Annotated in this window: 17 protein-coding genes, 1 tRNA gene and 1 pseudogene; 9 read left to right on the forward strand and 10 right to left on the reverse strand. The window is 41.7% G+C overall.

Going from position 1 to position 18123, the window contains the following annotated elements:
* The first annotated feature begins 2 nt into the window (after positions 1-2).
* The 3 genes from MBUR_RS10895 (at position 3) to MBUR_RS10905 (ending at position 2570) form a co-directional block, all read left to right on the forward strand.
* Positions 3-1484 (forward strand): response regulator, encoded by a 1482-nt coding sequence (locus MBUR_RS10895; protein WP_052286239.1) that lies wholly within the window; start codon positions 3-5, stop codon positions 1482-1484.
* 147 nt (positions 1485-1631) lie between these two features.
* Entirely contained in the window at positions 1632-2408 is a 777-nt protein-coding gene (locus MBUR_RS10900; protein ID WP_011500122.1) for a sulfide-dependent adenosine diphosphate thiazole synthase, read from the forward strand.
* An 87-nt stretch (positions 2409-2495) separates the two neighbouring features.
* Positions 2496-2570: transfer RNA gene (locus MBUR_RS10905), tRNA-His, on the forward strand.
* Between the two features lie 193 nt (positions 2571-2763).
* On the opposite strand, the gene MBUR_RS10910 is transcribed toward MBUR_RS10905, so the two are convergent.
* The 3 genes from MBUR_RS10910 to MBUR_RS10920 form a co-directional block, all read right to left on the reverse strand.
* Positions 2764-3111, reverse strand: a complete 348-nt coding sequence (locus tag MBUR_RS10910; RefSeq protein ID WP_011500123.1) for a DUF356 domain-containing protein — start codon at positions 3109-3111, stop codon at positions 2764-2766.
* A gap of 121 nt (positions 3112-3232) precedes the next feature.
* The gene (gene proC, locus MBUR_RS10915; protein WP_011500124.1) at positions 3233-4042 is read right to left on the reverse strand and encodes a pyrroline-5-carboxylate reductase; all 810 of its coding nucleotides are present in this window, start codon (positions 4040-4042) and stop codon (positions 3233-3235) included.
* A gap of 79 nt (positions 4043-4121) precedes the next feature.
* Complete coding sequence (locus MBUR_RS10920; RefSeq protein ID WP_011500125.1) at positions 4122-4616, reverse strand: multiprotein bridging factor aMBF1; 495 nt, start codon at positions 4614-4616, stop codon at positions 4122-4124.
* A gap of 81 nt (positions 4617-4697) precedes the next feature.
* On the opposite strand from MBUR_RS10920, the gene MBUR_RS10925 reads away from it, so the two are divergent.
* Together MBUR_RS10925 and MBUR_RS10930 are read left to right on the forward strand one after the other, a co-directional pair.
* Positions 4698-5978, forward strand: a complete 1281-nt coding sequence (locus MBUR_RS10925) for a proteasome-activating nucleotidase (RefSeq protein WP_011500126.1) — start codon at positions 4698-4700, stop codon at positions 5976-5978.
* Positions 5979-5988: 10 nt separating this feature from the next.
* Positions 5989-6566 (forward strand): annotated as a pseudogene (locus MBUR_RS10930) (DUF99 family protein).
* 2 nt (positions 6567-6568) lie between these two features.
* Here MBUR_RS10930 and glmM read toward each other — a convergent pair.
* A complete protein-coding gene (gene glmM, locus MBUR_RS10935; RefSeq protein ID WP_011500127.1) occupies positions 6569-7915 on the reverse strand; it encodes a phosphoglucosamine mutase in 1347 nt (448 codons plus the stop codon).
* Between the two features lie 117 nt (positions 7916-8032).
* Here glmM and MBUR_RS10940 point away from each other — a divergent pair, with 117 nt between their 5' ends.
* Positions 8033-8320 (forward strand): signal recognition particle protein Srp19, encoded by a 288-nt coding sequence (locus MBUR_RS10940; protein WP_048063661.1) that lies wholly within the window; start codon positions 8033-8035, stop codon positions 8318-8320.
* Positions 8321-8468: 148 nt separating this feature from the next.
* Here MBUR_RS10940 and MBUR_RS10945 read toward each other — a convergent pair whose 3' ends face one another.
* The 5 genes from MBUR_RS10945 to MBUR_RS13140 all read right to left on the reverse strand — a co-directional run bounded on the left by MBUR_RS10945 (position 8469) and on the right by MBUR_RS13140 (position 13789).
* Positions 8469-8645 carry a preprotein translocase subunit Sec61beta gene (locus tag MBUR_RS10945; protein WP_011500129.1) on the reverse strand — a complete coding sequence of 59 codons (177 nt, stop codon included), beginning with the start codon at positions 8643-8645 and terminating at the stop codon, positions 8469-8471.
* A 42-nt stretch (positions 8646-8687) separates the two neighbouring features.
* Positions 8688-9707, reverse strand: coding sequence for an S-methyl-5-thioribose-1-phosphate isomerase (locus tag MBUR_RS10950; protein ID WP_011500130.1), 1020 nt, complete (start codon positions 9705-9707; stop codon positions 8688-8690).
* Positions 9708-9771: 64 nt separating this feature from the next.
* On the reverse strand, positions 9772-11520 hold the full coding sequence (locus tag MBUR_RS14645; protein ID WP_011500131.1) for an ATP-binding protein: 1749 nt from the start codon (positions 11518-11520) through the stop codon (positions 9772-9774).
* Between the two features lie 35 nt (positions 11521-11555).
* Positions 11556-11783, reverse strand: a complete 228-nt coding sequence (locus tag MBUR_RS14650; protein WP_048063390.1) for a transporter substrate-binding domain-containing protein — start codon at positions 11781-11783, stop codon at positions 11556-11558.
* Positions 11780-13789, reverse strand: a complete 2010-nt coding sequence (locus MBUR_RS13140) for an ATP-binding protein (RefSeq protein WP_198003744.1) — start codon at positions 13787-13789, stop codon at positions 11780-11782. The genes MBUR_RS14650 and MBUR_RS13140 overlap by 4 nt, the downstream gene beginning before the upstream one ends.
* A gap of 277 nt (positions 13790-14066) precedes the next feature.
* Here MBUR_RS13140 and MBUR_RS10970 point away from each other — a divergent pair, with 277 nt between their 5' ends.
* Positions 14067-15917, forward strand: a complete 1851-nt coding sequence (locus MBUR_RS10970; RefSeq protein WP_011500133.1) for an HD domain-containing protein — start codon at positions 14067-14069, stop codon at positions 15915-15917.
* Positions 15914-16666 (forward strand): tRNA (adenine-N1)-methyltransferase, encoded by a 753-nt coding sequence (locus MBUR_RS10975; protein ID WP_011500134.1) that lies wholly within the window; start codon positions 15914-15916, stop codon positions 16664-16666. Before MBUR_RS10970 ends, MBUR_RS10975 begins: the two co-directional genes overlap by 4 nt.
* 5 nt (positions 16667-16671) lie before the next feature.
* Here MBUR_RS10975 and radB read toward each other — a convergent pair whose 3' ends face one another.
* The gene (gene radB / locus MBUR_RS10980; RefSeq protein ID WP_011500135.1) at positions 16672-17349 is read right to left on the reverse strand and encodes a DNA repair and recombination protein RadB; all 678 of its coding nucleotides are present in this window, start codon (positions 17347-17349) and stop codon (positions 16672-16674) included.
* 429 nt (positions 17350-17778) lie between these two features.
* Between radB and MBUR_RS10985 the strand changes: the two genes are divergently transcribed.
* Positions 17779-18030 carry a glutaredoxin family protein gene (locus MBUR_RS10985; protein ID WP_011500136.1) on the forward strand — a complete coding sequence of 84 codons (252 nt, stop codon included), beginning with the start codon at positions 17779-17781 and terminating at the stop codon, positions 18028-18030.
* The last annotated feature ends 93 nt before the right edge of the window (positions 18031-18123 follow it).

Genomic DNA, 18123 nt, shown 5'->3' on the forward strand with positions numbered 1-18123 from the left:
TAATGATGCGTGGCGATTCTGCTACAAAGATACTGGTCGTCGATGACGAACCCCTGAATGTAGAGTTGATGGAGATATATCTCTCTCCGGATTATGAAATAATTTCTGCATATGGTGGCGTGGAAGGTCTTGAGAAGGTTGCAACTGAAAATGTTGATCTTATACTGCTTGACATAATGATGCCGGATGTTAGTGGTTTTGAAGTGTGTGAATCATTAAAGGCTGACCCCCGCTATCAATTAATTCCTATCATAATGGTAACAGCACTTTCTGGTAAGGACGATAAGATACGGAGTATTGAGGCAGGTGCTGATGACTTTCTTTCTAAACCTGTCGATAGATTGGAACTTGCAACACGTGTGCGTTCTCTTTTAAGAATAAGGCAGTTGAATGACAGGTTGGTGCAACAAAGGGATCAGGCGCAAAACTATCTTGATGTTGCAGGCGTAATTCTTGTGGTAGTTGACAAATCTCAAAATATCACTCTTATCAACAAAAAAGGCTGCGATATCCTTGGTGGTAGTGAAGATGAGATCCTTGGCAAGAATTGGTTTGATACTTTCCTTCCTGAAGGCCATGTTGAAAGTTCAAAGGCTATTTTTTTCAGTTTGCTCGATGGGGATTCAAATACCTATGAATATACTGAAACGGCTATACGTACTCTTGGCGGGGGAGAGCGTCTTATCAGTTGGCACCATGTCCTTATTTGGGATGAAGAAGGGAAAAACACATCGATTCTGAGTTCTGGTGAAGATGTTACTGAACGCAGGAGTGCTGAAGCTGCTTTAAAGAGGTATGCGGAGGAACTTGAACATTCCAATGAGTTAAAGGATCTCTTTATTGACATTATCAGGCATGATCTTATGAATCCGGCAGGTTCCGTCAAAGGATTTACTGATATACTTTTAAAAAGGGGTAATTTCGAGGGCGAGAACCTTAAAATGCTCCATGCCATCAAGCGTGCTAATGCCAAGCTCATTGATATGATCGACAGCGCAGCTGCATTTGCAAAGGTCGAGTCGGTTTCACAAGTGAAGCTAAATACAATGGACCTTGGTGTGGTCTTAAGGAACGTCGTACATTCTCTGGGTCCGCAGTTGAAAGAGGCTGGAATTGAAGTATCTTTGCCACAGGATGGTGTTTATCCTGCATCAGTAGATTCGATGATAGAGGAGGTGTTCTTTAATCTGCTTTCCAATGCGGTGAAATACAGTCCTGAGAATACTCGTATTACTGTGGAAATGGAGGATATTGGGAGTGGGTGGAAGGTAATGGTTCTGGATCAGGGATTCGGCATCTCCGATGAGGATAAAGCATTGGTCTTCGACCGGTTCAAGCGGTTGGATAAAGGGGGGATTAAAGGTACGGGGCTTGGTCTTGCGATAGTCAAGAGGATAGTTGACCTGCATGGTGGTAAAGTAGGATTGAGTGACAATCCGTACGAAAAGGGAAGTATGTTCTGGGTGACCCTTAACAAAGCATGATACTTCCTGGTCATTTTTATCATGTACGTTTTTAATATTTAGTTTCTTTTCATTTTCTTTTTTGTATATCGAAGTTGCCGTTTCCAATAACTTTAAGATACATGCATCCAATGAGCTTTTGCTTTAAATTTATTATGAGGTACTAATATGAAACTGGATGAGGTCACGATTTCAAGAGCAATTATAGAAGAGTTCTCAAAGGTCTTCCTTGATTACACCGATGTTGATGTAGCACTTGTGGGCGGCGGCCCTGCTAACCTTGTAGCAGCAAAATATCTCGCAGAAGCAGGCCTGAAGACGGTCATCTACGAGAAGAAACTGGCTGTTGGCGGTGGCATGTGGGCTGGCGGTATGATGTTCCCGCGTATTGTCGTACAGGAAGATGCACTTCACATCCTTGATGAGTTTGGTATCTCTTACCATGAGTACGAAAATGGCTATTATGTCGCAAATTCTATAGAATCTGTTGGTAAGCTCATCAGTGGTGCAACATCTGCAGGTGCTGAGATATTCAACCTTGTAAATGTCGAGGATGTTATGATCCGGGAAAACGATGAGATATGTGGTCTTGTTATCAATTGGACTGCTGTTGAGATCGGAAAGTTACATGTTGATCCTCTGGCAATACGTTCTAAGGTCGTCGTTGATGGCACTGGCCATCCTGCAGTCGTTTGTTCTACTGTCCAGCGCAAAGTTCCCGGAGCAAAGCTTGGTGAGCTTGGTGTGGTGGGTGAGAAACCAATGTGGGCTGATGTCGGGGAAAAGATGCTCCTTGATACTACTAAGGAAGTATATCCAAACCTTTACGTTGCAGGAATGGCTGCTAATGCTGTTGCAGGTGCACCTCGTATGGGGCCTGTCTTTGGTGGAATGCTTCTTTCAGGTAAACAGGTGGCAGAACTTATCATCGAAAGACTTGGATAATCCTTCGATGGCCTATTTGAGCCAAAAAGTTTATCTAATAAAAATACTAGTATAAGGTGCTTCGTAGTGAAGCACCACCTATTTCGTGCCGGGGTAGGGTAGCGGTTATCCTGTAGCCCTGTGGAGGCTACGATTCGAGTTCGACTCTCGGTCCCGGCCCCATTCTTATTCTAATTTCTTTGTTTTATCTGATCCACCTTGGATGTTATTTGTTTCGTGACGGTAGAACATTTGCAAATATGTGCAAGTTGTAATTGTTACAATATACGGGTATTTGGTCTATCGAAGAAAGAAATATATGATAAAACTATGGAAATCACTTTAAAAAAAGAAAATAATGGAATTAGTACATTTTTTACATGTCGAATGATCTGTCAAAATCCGGATAAAGTTCGGAGCTATCCAAAAGTTCCTCAAATACATCATGCCTTGGGCTTACGATCACAACATGTGCAGGAGGGTGTATCTTTCTCAATTTGCTTATTGCAGCGCCAGCATTCGTATCAAGTTCTACCAAGGCTGCAGAATTGCATTTCGTCTTAAGTGGTACTCCTGATACACTTACAAGAATTTGATCTGCATAGTTTGGTTCGATCCTTTTTGGGTTCGAGCCAAATTTCATACTCCCATAGTGTTCTAGATCGTGCAAAGCTATTTTGACCTTGTTCGGGTCCTCTGCCCGAATCACAGCAAAAGATTTCATTTTTCATCCCCACATCAAACCGAATTAAAGTTTAATGAACTAAATTATGGTTTCTAATTATATCAATGTTTGGATGCTGCATGCTGTTTTGTTACGTTTTTCAAAAAAAGGTCCTTGTGGATTACTTCCCCAGTTCCTTTGATCGTTTTGAAGATTCGATGACCGCATTCATAAAAGCAGCTCGTATGCCGCTTTCTTCAAGCGTATGTATTCCTCGGATGGTTGTTCCTGCAGGGGATGTGACCATGTCCTTAAGTTCTCCAGGGTGCATTCCTGTCTCCAGCACCATTTTTGCAGCACCAAGAACTGTCTGGGCTGCCAATGTGATCGCATTTGCACGGTCCAGCCCTTCATGTACTGCACCATCAGCCAATGCTTCTATAACTGGGAATATGTATGCAGGTCCGCTTCCGGATAGGCCTGTGACCGCATCCATGAGCTTCTCTGGGATCGTTATTGCACTTCCAATAGACTGGAACATCTCAAGTGCGACCTCCATATCATCCTCAGTAGCATTTTTGCCTGCACAAACGGCAGATGCAGCTTCTGCAACGGTTGCTGCAATGTTTGGCATTACTCGTACGACCCTTGTTCCTTCATTAAGTTCATCTTCAATTGCTGTTACCGAAACTCCTGCTGCAATAGAGATCACTAGTTTGTCAGCAGTGATGCTGTCCTTGATGGCTACCAGCACGTCCTTTAGTATCTGCGGTTTGACTGCAAGTACGACAACATCGGAGTCTCCTATGGTCTCAGTGTTATCAGTTGAGACGTTAATACCTAATTCATTGTTGAGTCTTTCAAGAGCAGGCTTGTAAACATCACTTGCATTCAGAGTTATTTCGCTATGTGCTGCAAGGATCCCTCTTATAAGTGATTCTCCCATTTTGCCTGTGCCTATGAATCCGATCCTTTTCTCTGTGAGATGCATTTTAATTCCCCTTTATGTCTCTTGAAATGAGCAATATCCGATAGTATATTTCATCCATGGCTGATTGGAGATTGCGTTTTTATTTCTTTTTTATTGTAACGATATCCCCGAGAGTTGTACCGTTGTTCAAACGATCATCATTCCAGTCATCTTTGCCAACCCGTTCCATAAGAATTACATTGAGTGCCTTTTCGATCTTCTTCCTGACAGAATCTTCTGGGGTTATCTCTCCCCTTTCTATCTTTTTGATCAAGGAAGCTTTCTCTTTGATCTTAATGGCAAGCACTTCTTGTGTCCAACCGCGTTTCTCACGAGCTTCACGCATGACCGTCTCGTATTCATCCACGAGTTCATCATCCAGCTCGGCAAAAGGATCACGTCTGGAAGTTGTTCTTTTCGGACCATTCCGAATTGGTTTAGGTGATACAGGTGATATCTTTCTGGATACAGGTGAGCGCGCCCTTGCCGCATTTCCGTATTGTGAACACTTACTGCACACCTTAAGATGGCTTCCGTCAATAGTGACGTCTGTCGGCTTTTCTTTGATCTCTGTACCACATATTTCACATTCCATCGGTATCATCTCCTAAATCTATTTTAATTGCCCTTTACGAAAGGGCTATATATCGTATCTACTTAAATATTATTCGGAGCTATGACAGAAACGATCGATGATGAGCCAAGAAGCAATAATTATAGCTTCAGTGGCATTGGTAATGGGGAACTTGTTTCAAAAAGCGATGAGGATTTTTCAAAATATCTGCTGGATAGGATGAAACAGCTTGAATCGCGAAACAATCTCCTGAAAGAGCAATATGACCAGATGGAATCAGATAAGCGTTATATTGAATCACAAAAGCTTAAGTATGAACGAGAGACGCACCGGCTTCAGTCGGAAATTGAGAGGTTAAAGTCCCCTCCTCTTGTAGTTGCAAGCGTGGTGGATATTTTTGATGACGATAAAGCTCTGATCAGGAGCAGTACAGGTCCTCAGTTCCTTGTGAATGTTTCCCAGGACTTCGAGGATGATGATCTGCTAGTCCCGGGGGCAAGGGTGGGGCTTAATCAGCAGACTCTGGCAGTGGTCGATATTATCCCCGAATCAGATGAACCGCTCATTACGGCTATGGAGGTTATCGATTCACAGGAAGTTGACTATTCGCAGGTAGGTGGTCTGGACCAACAGATACGGGAGATAAGCGAATCTGTAGAATTGCCGATCACAAAACCGGAAGCTTTTAAGCGCATTGGTATAACCCCTCCTAAAGGAGTCCTGCTTTTCGGACCGCCTGGTACAGGAAAAACATTGCTTGCCAAAGCGGTGGCTCACAGAACGAATGCTACTTTTATTAGGGTGGTCGGTTCTGAACTTGTGCAGAAGTATATTGGCGATGGCGCAAAGCTTGTTCGTGATATCTTCGAGATGGCAAGGAAGAAAGCACCTGCAATCATCTTTATCGATGAACTGGATGCGATTGCAGCGACACGTCTGGGGGATACGAACGGTGCGGACAGGGAGGTTCAAAGGACCCTTATGCAACTTCTTGCTGAGATGGATGGCTTTGACAACAGAGGTGATGTACGCATAATTGCTGCTACCAACAGACCTGACGTTCTCGATCCGGCAATTGTAAGGCCGGGCAGGTTTGACCGTATCATCGAGATACCATTACCTGATCAGGATGGTCGTGAAACGATCTTCCTTATTCATATGGATATGCTAAACATTGGTAGCGATGTAGATGTCAAAAAGCTGGCCTCTCTTACAGAAGGGGCAAGTGGTGCTGATATCGGGGCAATAGTCATGGAAGCTGGTATGCTTGCTGTACGCAATGATAGTGATCACATTGGCATGTCTGACCTGCTTGATGCGGTTACAAAGGTCATGGTCCCCAAAGAGAACAATCTCGATCATTCGGAGAACATGTTCTGGTGACCAAAAGGTCGTGTTGGTATTTCATATCAAGTTTGAGATAAGGATACTTGGTATCGATGACTCAGCATTGATCAGTGATGATATTCTGATAGCGGGAGCTTTCTTCCGTGGCGGGCAATGGCGTGATGCGTTCCAGCATCCATCGTGACGGTATGGACGCTACGAGAGGATCGCTGAGATGGTGACCTCAAGCAAACACTATGGTCATATAAAAGTGATAATTCTCGAAGGTGTTACCTATGGTGGTTTCAATCCGGTTGACATCGTCAGGCTGTATGAATGAACTAAAATACCTGTCATCGTCATAATGCGTGAGGTCTCTTACCTTGAAAAGATCAAGGATGCATTGTCAAATCTGCCTGACCCTGGAGAGATACCTCGGATCATACTTCAGGCTGGTGCAATTACAAGAGTGGTCTCAAAAGATCCTTCTAGTCCTATATTCATCCAGTGTGCCGGCATCGATACTGAAAAAGCGGTGAGGTCGTACGTTTGTCTTCAACAAGGAGCAATGTTCCGGAACCTCTCAGGGTGGCACACATGATCGCCACAGGTATAGTCTGTGGCGAATCACGTGGCAAAGCCTGATCTTATTTCTGCATGCAATTGTCTGCCAGCTTTACACCTTCTTCCATAAGGGTCTCAGCTCTGTCCAGTGTCTTTGCTTCTGCAAATATCCTTATGATAGGTTCAGTTCCTGATGGGCGTATAAGCACCCAGCCGTCGTTGTGCCATATCTTTACACCATCGGTAGTATCTACCTCCAGTTCTCCTCCTACAACACTTTCTTTTATATTCTCCATCGTGGGTTCCAGGTCACTGCAATGAACCTTTGTCTTTGAATTGAAATAGGTCGGTACGTTCTCTGCAAGGTGTGAAAGCTTCCTGCCAGATGCCATTATCTCAAGAAGTTTTGCACATGCCATGGCTCCATCGCGGCAATATTGGTGTTCCGGGAAAATAAGTCCTCCGTTACCCTCTCCTCCGAACACTGCACCTATTTCCATCATCTTTCTTGCGACATTGATGGAACCGACAGCCGTCCAGTGAAGTTTAACTCCTGCTTCCTCTGCCACATCCAGCATACGCTGTGATGAGCTGACAGGCGTGACCAAGTCTCCTTTCTTGTCTTCGAGGATGCACTTTGCCATCATTGCCAGAAGGACATCTTCATCGATGAAATTCCCGTTCTCGTCAAAGAACACTGCCCTGTCTGCATCTCCATCCTGGGCAACACCCATGTCCGCACCCCTGCTTTTCACAATATCAGAAAGCTCGGTCAGAACATCTTCGGTAGGTTCCGGATTGCGCCATGGGAACGTTCCGTCTATCTGGGCGTTGAGTGCCATTACCTTACATCCAAGTTTCTGGAGCAGGAAAGGCAACGTCAAAGAGCCGGCACCGCAACCGGTATCCACCACTACCTTGAAGCGCTTTTCACGTATGCTTTCCGCATCCACGGAATTGATGATGGCATTGATATATTGTTCATTTGCGTTTGTATCTTTGAAGAGGTCGCCCGTCCTTTCCCAGCTGGCTGCTGCGAAATCCTTTGACATGTATATCTTTTCGACCTCTTTCTCTCCTTCCCTTGAGAACTCGCTTCCGTCTCCGGCAACCAGTTTAATTCCGTTGTACTCTCTTGGATTGTGTGATGCAGTGACGCCAATACCTGCATCGGCATGTTCTTTTACATAATACTGGATGGCCGGTATCGGTGCTATTCCGATATCAATTACAGTAACTCCTGTGGACAATGCACCGGCGATAGCAGCCGATTTTAGCATGTCTCCTGATTTGCGGGTATCTCTTCCGATGACGACTGTACCCTTTGAACCCATATATGTCCCAAGGCTCTTTGCGACATCTATCGCGAGCTGTGGTGTGATATATTCGTTAGCGATCCCTCTTACTCCATTAGTTCCAAAAAAACCCATTTTATATCTCCTCTTCAAATATCTGATTAGTATGGTAACTGAATCTATTTTATATTTTTGTGACCTTTTATTTGACCAAGTTTAAATTGTATGAGTTCTAATCTATGCATCATGATGATGCGTGAAAAAGGCAAACTGGTCATTTGGCCTGCAAATCTGGACAAGTCCAGGTCACGAAAAGGCGGCAGAATAATATCCAGAAAGAGCTCTCTTGAAGCTCCGTTACTCAGGGAATTGACAGCTGCGGCTGAGAAGTTGAACCTGAACCCGGAAGTGGAAGCTGATAAAAAGTACCCTCGTACCTGGTGGGAATCAAGCGGTCGTATCCTTGTGGATAATAATGAAGCCAAGACCATGGTCGCAAGAAAGATCGCAAAGACCATCAAGGAAGCACGAGGTGGCTGATCTTCGGATCATGCCATGTATTTTTGATCTTTAAATCTCGTTGAAAATTATTTTGATTCTATTAAATACGATAGTTTCAACTCTCTACTTTAAGCTAGCGAATTAGTAATTATGAAAAATAACGAAGCCACAAAAAGATCTTATCAGGTTAGGGCCAGAGGCCAAAACCTGCGCTAAATGCAAGGATAACGATGCCGCAAATCGCGCCAAAGATGAAAACGGTCTTTGGTTGTACGTGAATAGCTTTTTTATCCGCATCATAGTACGTCATAAGACCTGCAGATGACATCAATCCACTTCCACTTGATTTCTTCTTTTGTGCCATAGTTCCTCAATTAGTTCTTTAAATTTTTAAGCCTTGTGCCTGTTACATCAATATCTCGTCAATAAGAACAGGTGGTTCAAATATGCCCTTTTCAGTAATAAGTGCTGTGATGTTCTCCATGGGGGTTGCATCAAAGGCCGGATTATAAACATCCACATTCTTAGGTGCTATCTGGACATCACCAATATATCGTAACTCGTCCGCATCTCTCTGTTCTATTGTCACGGTATCTTCCCAGCCATTTGGATCAAAGGTCGAGACCGGTGCTGCAACATAGAATGGTATCTCATGCTCCTTTGCTACAATGGAATGTGTATAAGTTCCTATCTTATTGAAAACAACGTCCTGTGTTATCCTGTCGGCACCCACTATCATCTTATCGACCATTCCCTGTCTCATTACATGACCTGACATGGAGTCGGTTATCAGCTTTACCGGAATGTTATCCTGCATAAGTTCCCATGTGGTGATACGCCCGCCCTGGTTAAGGGGTCGTGTCTCACAGGCTATGACACTGATCTCTTTTCCTTTTTCAACTGCCGAGCGAATTACTCCAAGGGCAGTTCCCCAATCAACACAAGCCAGTCTTCCTGCATTACAGTGTGTCATCACAGTGTCACCGTCATCCAGCAACTTTTGTCCATACTTTCCTATGGCCTTGTTTATCTTCACATCTTCGTCTGCTATCCTGATCGCCTCGAAGATAACGATGTCCTTGATGCTTTCAAGATCGTAGGAATCTTCTGTAGCCTTTAACACCCTGTTCACTGCCCATGCAAGATTCACTGCTGTCGGGCGTGTGGCGATAAGGGTGGAAGCAGCAACTTTCAGATCATTGAGCAGCTTTTCCATGGAGTTCGCACTGCTCAGTGTGACCGCAAGTGCCATTCCAAAACCTCCTGCAGCAGCAAGTGCCGGAGCACCTCTTACTCGAAGGGACCTTATAGCTTCACAAAGGGATGCAAGGTTCTTACATTCAATAACATTAAGTTCTACTGGCAGGAGTGTCTGATCTATCATCACGACACTTTTGGATTCATCGTTCCAGTCTATTGTTCTCATGTGGACCACTTCATGCCATACGGAGTTTGCAGTTAAAAAAGTATTTGATGCATTATTTTTCCATTTATTTATGATCTGGCTGAATGTTAAGGGGGATGGTAAAGCAAAATGTTGTTCCTTTTCCTTCCTCAGAATCTATCCATATCTTTCCTTTGTGCAATTGCACGAAACGCTTTACAATAGTAAGGCCAAGTCCTGTCCCTTTTTGCTTCTCTGAATGTTCATCATCTAGCTGTACGAAAGGTTGGAATATGTTCGCTTGTTCCTTTTCTGATAGTCCTTTACCTTTGTCAGTAATATTGGTCTGTAACTTTCCATCAATGACCTTGATGTCCATAATTATATTTTCGTTCTCAGGACTGAACTTTATGGCATTACTGAGGATATTATACAATATTTGTTTCAACTTGAGGCGGTCTGCAGTGAATTTTCCAACATTTGCCTCAATATTTACAATAAGTTCATTCTTGTTCTCTGCCAGTATGGGTGCCATTAACATTTCCACATCTTCGACGGTTGTATATATGTCAACTTCATCCAGCTCTAGTTCAACTTCTCCGTTTTCTATTTTAGAGATGTTTAGTATTTCATTTATAAGGCTCAACAAATGTTTTCCACTGATCTTCACATTATTTAGATATTTCTTCTGCTTATCATTGAGTGGTCCCAATACTTCGGTTATCATCATCTCTGAAAATCCGATCGTGGAATTCAATGGTGTCCTTAATTCATGACTAATATTGTGAATGAACTCGCTTTGCGCTGTATTCGCATTCTCAGCTTTTACTTTCGCATCCAACAATTCTTGTTCATGCTGCTTATGCTCAGTAATGTCTCTGATCACCGACACTATAGAGGATTTCCCCTCATAGTTAAGGATAGTTGAACTTATCTCTACTGGAATTATATCATTTTCATTTGATATCAGAGAAATTTCATAACGATGGTCAGCAGGACCTTCACTTTTCCATAGTTTTCTGTTAATATTAGTTAGTTCATTTTTGTGGTGGTTTTGCACATATTCACTAAAAGGCTGACCGATTATGTCATTAGCATCATATCCGACCATCTTGGCAAACCGTGGGTTTACAAATTTTAATTTATCATTTTGTTCGATAACTATCCCATCGTTTCCTTTGTTGATGATCACTGAGTATTTTTCAGATGCGCTTTTTATCATCTCTGTTTTTCTTTTGACTTTTTCACTGAGGTAATATGTAGATACTAATATCGTTATGAACAAAATGAAAATGGACGCTGTGATAACCTTTACTTTGTATGGGATGACCTCTGTTTTTTTCCCTTCTAACCATTTTGTAGCTATCGCATTATAATTTGAATTGTCATCCCTCTTCATTTCAGCAAGATTTTTGTCTATAGCCTGAATTAGATCAGTATTATTTCCTTTACTTGCAGCAGCATAGAATCGTATCGGGTATGACTCGATAGGCGCTCCGACGATATCAAATTCATTTTCATGGGCTGTCCCCAATGTCTTAGGAACCACGCTGGCATATGCAATTCCATCTTCAAGGTACTGTAGAGCTTCGGTCGTGGATCTAGTTTCAATATATTCGTAATTTATCTCATACCTTGTTGCATACTCATCGAACCAGGCAATAGATATTCCATTTTTGCTACCGGATATGTTCTTTCCATCAAGATCATATGCTGAATGTATCTCTGTGCCTGACCTCACATAGGTTTGCACCCAATCAGATACCATATATTCTTCTGAAAGATCATATTTTTCATGTCTTTCTTTGGTATATCCCATAGTTATTATAAGATCGATTTCTCCATTTTCCAGCATTTCGAGGTTCTCTTGCCATGTAGTGAATCGGTATATTACATCCCACTCTTCGCTATCTCGTTGAATACTTCGTAACAAAAGCCGTTAATTTTCCCATTCTCATCCATGAATGCATATGGTTTGAAGTCATTTACACCAACGATAACAGTTCTTTCACTTGCTTGAGTTGGCACAATAAATATCGATATTAAAATAATTATAGAAAATATCTTGAACAAATGTCTTGATCTAATATTCAGGAAATCCGGGGTGATATATTTCATCCGTTATCACTTCTCTCTGGTTCCATGTTATTTGCAAAATAATGTTGTGGTATGGTGAATATAAATGATGTTTCTTCTCCCAATACCGATTCGATCCATATTTTTCCGTTATGCAAATGAACATAATGTTTCACAATAGCAAGCCCAAGGCCAGTTCCTCTGTATTCCTTTGAAATGAATTTCTCTACCTGTACAAAAGGAGTAAATATCTCTTTTTGCATCTCTTGTGTAATTCCTTTGCCTTTGTTTTTAACACAGATCTGCAAGTTTTTGTCCTTGGTAGTTATATTGATGAATATCTTTTCATTTTTTGGGCTGTGTTTTATTGCATTGTCAACGAGGTTTTGTAGGATACTTATTATTTTGATACGATCTGCATATATTTTTTCAATACCATTTTCAATATTAAATATTAGTTCATTTTTACTAATTTGAACTTTAGTTTTGACAAGTTCATTTACTTCTTTTAGTATTTCCTGAATATCATTTTCACTTGGTCGAAGTTGCATTTTTCCAGCTTCTATCTTTGAAATATTCAGTATGTCATTAATTATATTTAGCAAAAGTCTGCCACTTATTAAAATATTATTTGTGTACTTGATCTGTTTTTCGTTAAGATCTCCAACACTTTCAGTTAGCAATAGATCTGAATATCCAATTATCGCATTTAATGGAGTCCTCAGGTCATGGCTCATGCTGGCAAGGAATGTATTTTTTGAATGGTTCGCAACTTCGGCACTTTGTCTTGAGTTGAGCAGATCTTGTTCTTGTTGTTTGCGTTTTGTAATATCCCGCATGATGTACATTACTGCCCTGTTTCCTCTGTAATGTATCAATGATGAATTTATTTCGACAGGTATGTTTTCACCATTATGTGAGAAAAAATTAGTTTCGTATTGTTGTTCTGTTTCAGATCGACCTTGAATTAATTGTTCATACCTTGTAATAACTTCATTTTTGAGGGCATTGTTTATACAATTGTTAAGTAAGGTTTTGATAAGTCTGTCTTTTTCATATCCGAGCATTTCTGCAAATTTAAGATTTGCAAACACTATCAGGTAATTTTGAACTATTATTATACCATCATTGCTCTCTTCTACCAGCACTGAATACTTTTCCTCTGCCTGATTGATCTCATCCGCTCTTTTTTGAATCGTTCTTCGAAGGATTAAATTTACTGCTATAAAAATAACTGTCAATGTGGTGATTGATGCAATAATTATTATAATACTATTAGGGATTGCATTTGCTGTAGGTGTTGGGAACCATTTGTCATAAGTAGTATAATAGAAAGAGTCTTCCTCCTCTTTCATAACCTCAAGATGTTTGCCAATAGTTACTAGTATCTCTTGGTCATTTCCTTCTAGCGTAGCTGCATATATCTCGATGGGTAACGATTCTATGGGTGCACCTTCAATTCCATGTTCTTTTGATAAGGCATTACCTGATATTCGTGAGAGTATCACAGCAGTTGCTGTTCCATCGTCTATAGGTTCCAAAGAACTGCTAACTGAATTTGTCTCTATTAGTTCATATTCAAGTTCGTATCTTTCAGCATGCTCTTTAAACCACGTTGTGGTCTGATCATCTGTAATACCTGATATTATCGTTCCCTCTAGATCTGTTATGGAATGTATGCCTGTATTACTTCTTATGAAAAGTTGTGCCCAATCAGTGATGAATGGCTCAGATGCGTAATCGTATTTTTCATCCCTTTCTTCTGTGTAGATCATTGTTATTATTAGATTGATCTCGCCGCTTTCAAGATTATCGATACATTCTGACCATGTGCTGGGTACATATTCTATTTCCCAACCTTCTTCCCTGGCTATGTATTCAATAATGTCTACGTTGAATCCTTTTACAAATCCATTATCATCTACGTAGGCGATTGGGGCATATTCCTCGATCCCTATCCTTACTATTTCTCCTGTTGCAACGGCAGGCGTGCTAGTTATGGTTATCAGTAATAATGCAAAAATACAAATTGAACATATCTTATACACTCTGATACTATTGTCAATGATCCTACCGCGATGTGACATTTTTCTCTATCCTCATTGATCTTAATATCAAACGGATCGGCTATGTTATATGCCTCTCCCAATTACATTGTCACTTATATATATGAAATAGTATTATATTATGGATATAAATATTTATCTCTCATGTTCATGTATTGGTTTGGTGTTTTTTATACACTAATGATCGAAATTTTGGTTATCAATATCTTTGCTCAATTTCACACTTCATTTATATATCTCAGCTGACCTATTATCTCTGATGACAAAACCTCTGGTAGTTCATGATCCAGTTCATAAGACCATCATCCTCTCTGAATTGGAACAGCTTCTTATCGGTACTCCTCAACTTCAAAGGCTTCGTGGCATTCAGCAGCTTGGCCTTGCCGATGTTGTATTTCCGGGTGCGAACCACTCCCGTTTTGAACATAGTCTTGGAACGATGCATACGGCATCTCTTCTTGGCAGGTCGGTAGGACTCGACAATGAGGATATTATGAAACTAAGGCTTGCAGGCCTTCTTCACGATGTAGGTCATTCCGCTTTTTCACATGCTGTTGAAAGTGTATTGAAAAGGGATCCTGCAATACAGCCAAAGATGTGTGAGAATTGTTTTGTTGATCATGAGGCTTTTACGAAATATATCATATCAGAGGTAATTCCTGAGGACAACATAATTGCGAGATATGTTCGTGATGAATTGGGGTATGATCCCTTTGAGTTCTTCAATGAGGTGTCGAAGATCGCTACGGGTGATCTGTCCATTGAAAAGCCCTATCTTTCACAATTGATGTCAGGGGATATAGATGCTGATCGTATCGATTTTCTACTTCGTGATTCTTACCATACGGGTGTATCCCTCGGGCTTATTGATATCGATCAGATAATGCAAAGTCTGTGTATTGTAGACAATAATGTTGTGCTAGGTTCCCTTGGGTCTGGTAGTTTTGATGAGGAACTTACGCTGGCAGCAGCTGAATCGATGTTGATCGCACGTTCTCACCATTATACTGCTATCATTCATCATCCACGTACTCAGGCCGTCAGGGTCATGCTTCTTTATGCACTGGAGATGACCCTTAAGCAGCAGAAGGAGCAATTTGGGGATGAGGCAGTTGGAACCATGGTTGTGGATTTCTTTACTACATATAATGATGCAGATCTGCTGAATTTCATCAATGCGAAGGGGGGTGAGGTGGCAAGGGGTCTGTTGCAGGATATTCGTAATGGACAGATCTATGTTCCGGTTGCCCGGTCCAATCAAAAGACGCTATCTCCGGGTACAAAGATGGCACTTTCGACCATTGCACGCAGTGGCAAGGCTACAAGGATGTTCGAAAATGAGCTGGAAAAGAGGTTGGGGAATGTTCTTGTCGATCTGAGTATCGCAACGGGGGTCCCTAAAAGCGCCAGAGTGATGGTTGGTGGGTGCGAGAATTTCTTCTACGATGAGTCTGCTCTGGCAAACGGTCTGGTCCGTGCGATATCCCGACAGATGTCACTGACCGTTTTCACTCATCCTGATGTTGCTATTGCCTCGGAGCTTTCTTCTGCTCAGTTGGGCATGCGTGATATTGTAGATGACCTTTCACCAAAACTGCTTCACTTCATCAGGGAGGGGCAGTATCTTCCCATAGAGGGTTTGATCCTTCTTCTTTATGCTATTCATGAAATGTTCGAGGAAGTACACGATGGCTTTGTATCTATTCCTCGTATAAGGAACATCACCTGGTTGTACAAGAAGGTTGCATTTTTCAAAGAGGACATCAGGTTAAAATACCTGTTCGACTATGAGTTCCACACAAGATATGGTTTCCTTTACAGCAACAAGGTCTATGAGGATATTCAGTTACTTGTTGCGATGGGGATCGTGGATGAGGACCTGCGTTATTTTGAGAAGGATGGCAGGTTCAGGCAGCGGTATGAATATGTGCTTACAGATGCAGGTGTGCAATATGCAGCAGATCTTGTTGATCCCTATCAACGTGATTATAAAATAATTACTTCCGATCTTACAATGAACAAACATTCCATTCCCCGTGATATCGTTACAATGCCATTGGCAAGATTTCAGAGCGATCGGGGAAAGAGAACATCAGGTGCGAAAAAATGAAATTAGGCGAGATAGTGCTGTTAAAGACCAGCCATAAGGGTAAGATCAGAGAATTTATTACATCGGTATCTGATGAGAAGTTCCACTCGGATTTTGGCATGATAGAAATGTCAGAGTTGCTGGAAAAGAGTGAAGGGGAAACAGTAGTGTCTCATATGGGGCAGACCTTTGTCATCCAGCTTCCCAGGATGCCGGATTTCTTCAGGCATGCAAAACGTACTGGAACTCCTATTATGCCCAAGGATATTGGTATGATACTGGGCTATACCGGTCTCAATAAGAACGATACTGTACTTGATGCCGGCACAGGCTCCGGTATTCTTGCCATGTATCTGGGCTCTATTGCAAAAAGGGTGCTTAGTTTTGAGGTGCGGGATGATTTCGCAGAGGTTGCTCGTGAAAATATACGCCGTGCAGGTCTCGATAATGTGGAAGTGCGATGCGGTAATATCGTTGATGAAGTTAAGGAACTCGATGAGAAATTCGATATTGTGACGCTTGATACCATCGATTCAGCGACAATTGTGCCTTATATTCCTTCAATACTGAATCCCGGTGGTTTTCTTGTCACGTATTCCCCATTTCTCGAACAGACGGCACTGATCAGAAAAGCAATAGCTGAAATTGATTTCTTTGAGGTGAGGACCATCGAATGTATCGAACGTGCCATGTCTTTTTCAGACCGTGGCACACGTCCTTCAACATCCAGGGTCGGGCATACCGGATATATCACCATTGCCAGATTGTGAGGATATTATCTAACTCCATCTGCGGTTATGGTGAATTCGCAGGTGGTTCCTTCCGGGCGGGAGCGATGTTTCCATATCTTTGCTCTGCGGCTTCCCGTTCCGGTCTTCTCAAGCTGAATTATTGTTTTCGAGATATGCTCAAGACTACTACCGCCTATTGGTTTTAATGAATTTGATTTGATGTCTGAATAGACCTGATTGGTTATGACCACCACTATGTCGCGTTTTCGTGCGAGACTGTGGAGGAATCCTATCTGATTTGAGAGCTCTCTTCTGGTCCTTATGCTTGAATCCTCATCATCAAGTTCGAACCTATAATATGCTGTTGCAGAGTCAACAATGATGACACCGACGTTCTCTGTGCTTATCTTTTCGGTTTCCCTGACTGCAGAATACTGCTCTTCGAAGCTATGGGGTTCAAAAATGATTATGTCCTGGGCGATCTTTCTTGCGTTCTCGCCGGCTATCTGTTTGAATCGATCTGCAGAGAGGCCTTCAGTATCGATGAATATTGCTTTTTTCCCTTTCTTAACGCATTCGATGGCGAGTTGCAGACAAATATTGGTCTTTCCGCTACCTGCTTCTCCGAATATCTGAGTAACAACTCCTGATTCAAAACCGCCTCCCAGAAGTTCATCCAGGGGCTTGCAGCTTGATAGTAACTGTTCTTTTATTGTCTTCACCTCGATATGGATTAATTGCTATTGTGGAATTTATGATATACATCTTTTGGCAAAGGGATGTTCTCTTATGGTAGTTCTGTTATGTAGATTGTGTACTTCTCTTTAACAAATATGTTTATCTATTCGATATTATGGGTGGTAACAAACGTGGTGCACAACCAGATACCAATAACTCCAAAAATCTAATAATAATGATGATATTTCGGGGATTCGTTACCATCTTTGTTATCAGTTATGGCATATTAGTATCCAGTTATGGGGGTAAAAAGCATTATTAAGTGAAAGATCCATAATATTAATTTGCTCAAGTAGAGATCATTCCCGCATTATGCGCGGGCTATTGAATGCGTTTATCATTTAATGTGCTTATTGGGGATGGGTGTGGAAGGTCTCTCGCTTACGTATTAAAATTTAATGGAAGGAAGATCAATGTCTGATATTATCATTTATACAACGGAAACCTGCCCGAAATGTGTTCAACTGAAAAAGGTATTGAAGTCCAATGATGTGATTTTCACTGAAGCGGACATGTCAACTCCTGAATCACTTACAGAACTGCGCTTAAACGGTGTTTTTACTGTGACAGCTCCAGTATTACAGATAGACGATGACTTTCTTACGTATGAAGAGCTATTCAACAGTGATGGTGTCAATCTTGGATCATTGAAGAGTATTTTATAAGGGATGTGGTCATGTGCAATCGGATACAAAAATAATAGAGGATCCCGATAAGGGATTTGAAAAGGGTGCAGTGCAACCTGCACGCGATAAAGG

The organism is Methanococcoides burtonii DSM 6242, from assembly GCF_000013725.1.
Lineage (GTDB): Archaea > Halobacteriota > Methanosarcinia > Methanosarcinales > Methanosarcinaceae > Methanococcoides > Methanococcoides burtonii.

What these genes read in the sequence shown, in the direction of transcription:
- MBUR_RS10895 (WP_052286239.1), top strand. Translation starts at nt 3, where the DNA reads ATGATGCGTGGCGATTCTGCTACAAAGATACTGGTCGTCGATGACGAA.
- MBUR_RS10900 (WP_011500122.1), top strand. Translation starts at nt 1,632, where the DNA reads ATGAAACTGGATGAGGTCACGATTTCAAGAGCAATTATAGAAGAGTTC.
- MBUR_RS10910 (WP_011500123.1), bottom strand. Translation starts at nt 3,111, where the DNA reads ATGAAATCTTTTGCTGTGATTCGGGCAGAGGACCCGAACAAGGTCAAA.
- proC (WP_011500124.1), bottom strand. Translation starts at nt 4,042, where the DNA reads ATGCATCTCACAGAGAAAAGGATCGGATTCATAGGCACAGGCAAAATG.
- MBUR_RS10920 (WP_011500125.1), bottom strand. Translation starts at nt 4,616, where the DNA reads ATGGAATGTGAAATATGTGGTACAGAGATCAAAGAAAAGCCGACAGAC.
- MBUR_RS10925 (WP_011500126.1), top strand. Translation starts at nt 4,698, where the DNA reads ATGACAGAAACGATCGATGATGAGCCAAGAAGCAATAATTATAGCTTC.
- glmM (WP_011500127.1), bottom strand. Translation starts at nt 7,915, where the DNA reads ATGGGTTTTTTTGGAACTAATGGAGTAAGAGGGATCGCTAACGAATAT.
- MBUR_RS10940 (WP_048063661.1), top strand. Translation starts at nt 8,033, where the DNA reads ATGCGTGAAAAAGGCAAACTGGTCATTTGGCCTGCAAATCTGGACAAG.
- MBUR_RS10945 (WP_011500129.1), bottom strand. Translation starts at nt 8,645, where the DNA reads ATGGCACAAAAGAAGAAATCAAGTGGAAGTGGATTGATGTCATCTGCA.
- MBUR_RS10950 (WP_011500130.1), bottom strand. Translation starts at nt 9,707, where the DNA reads ATGAGAACAATAGACTGGAACGATGAATCCAAAAGTGTCGTGATGATA.
- MBUR_RS14645 (WP_011500131.1), bottom strand. Translation starts at nt 11,520, where the DNA reads ATGCTGGAAAATGGAGAAATCGATCTTATAATAACTATGGGATATACC.
- MBUR_RS14650 (WP_048063390.1), bottom strand. Translation starts at nt 11,783, where the DNA reads ATGAAATATATCACCCCGGATTTCCTGAATATTAGATCAAGACATTTG.
- MBUR_RS10970 (WP_011500133.1), top strand. Translation starts at nt 14,067, where the DNA reads ATGACAAAACCTCTGGTAGTTCATGATCCAGTTCATAAGACCATCATC.
- MBUR_RS10975 (WP_011500134.1), top strand. Translation starts at nt 15,914, where the DNA reads ATGAAATTAGGCGAGATAGTGCTGTTAAAGACCAGCCATAAGGGTAAG.
- MBUR_RS10985 (WP_011500136.1), top strand. Translation starts at nt 17,779, where the DNA reads ATGTCTGATATTATCATTTATACAACGGAAACCTGCCCGAAATGTGTT.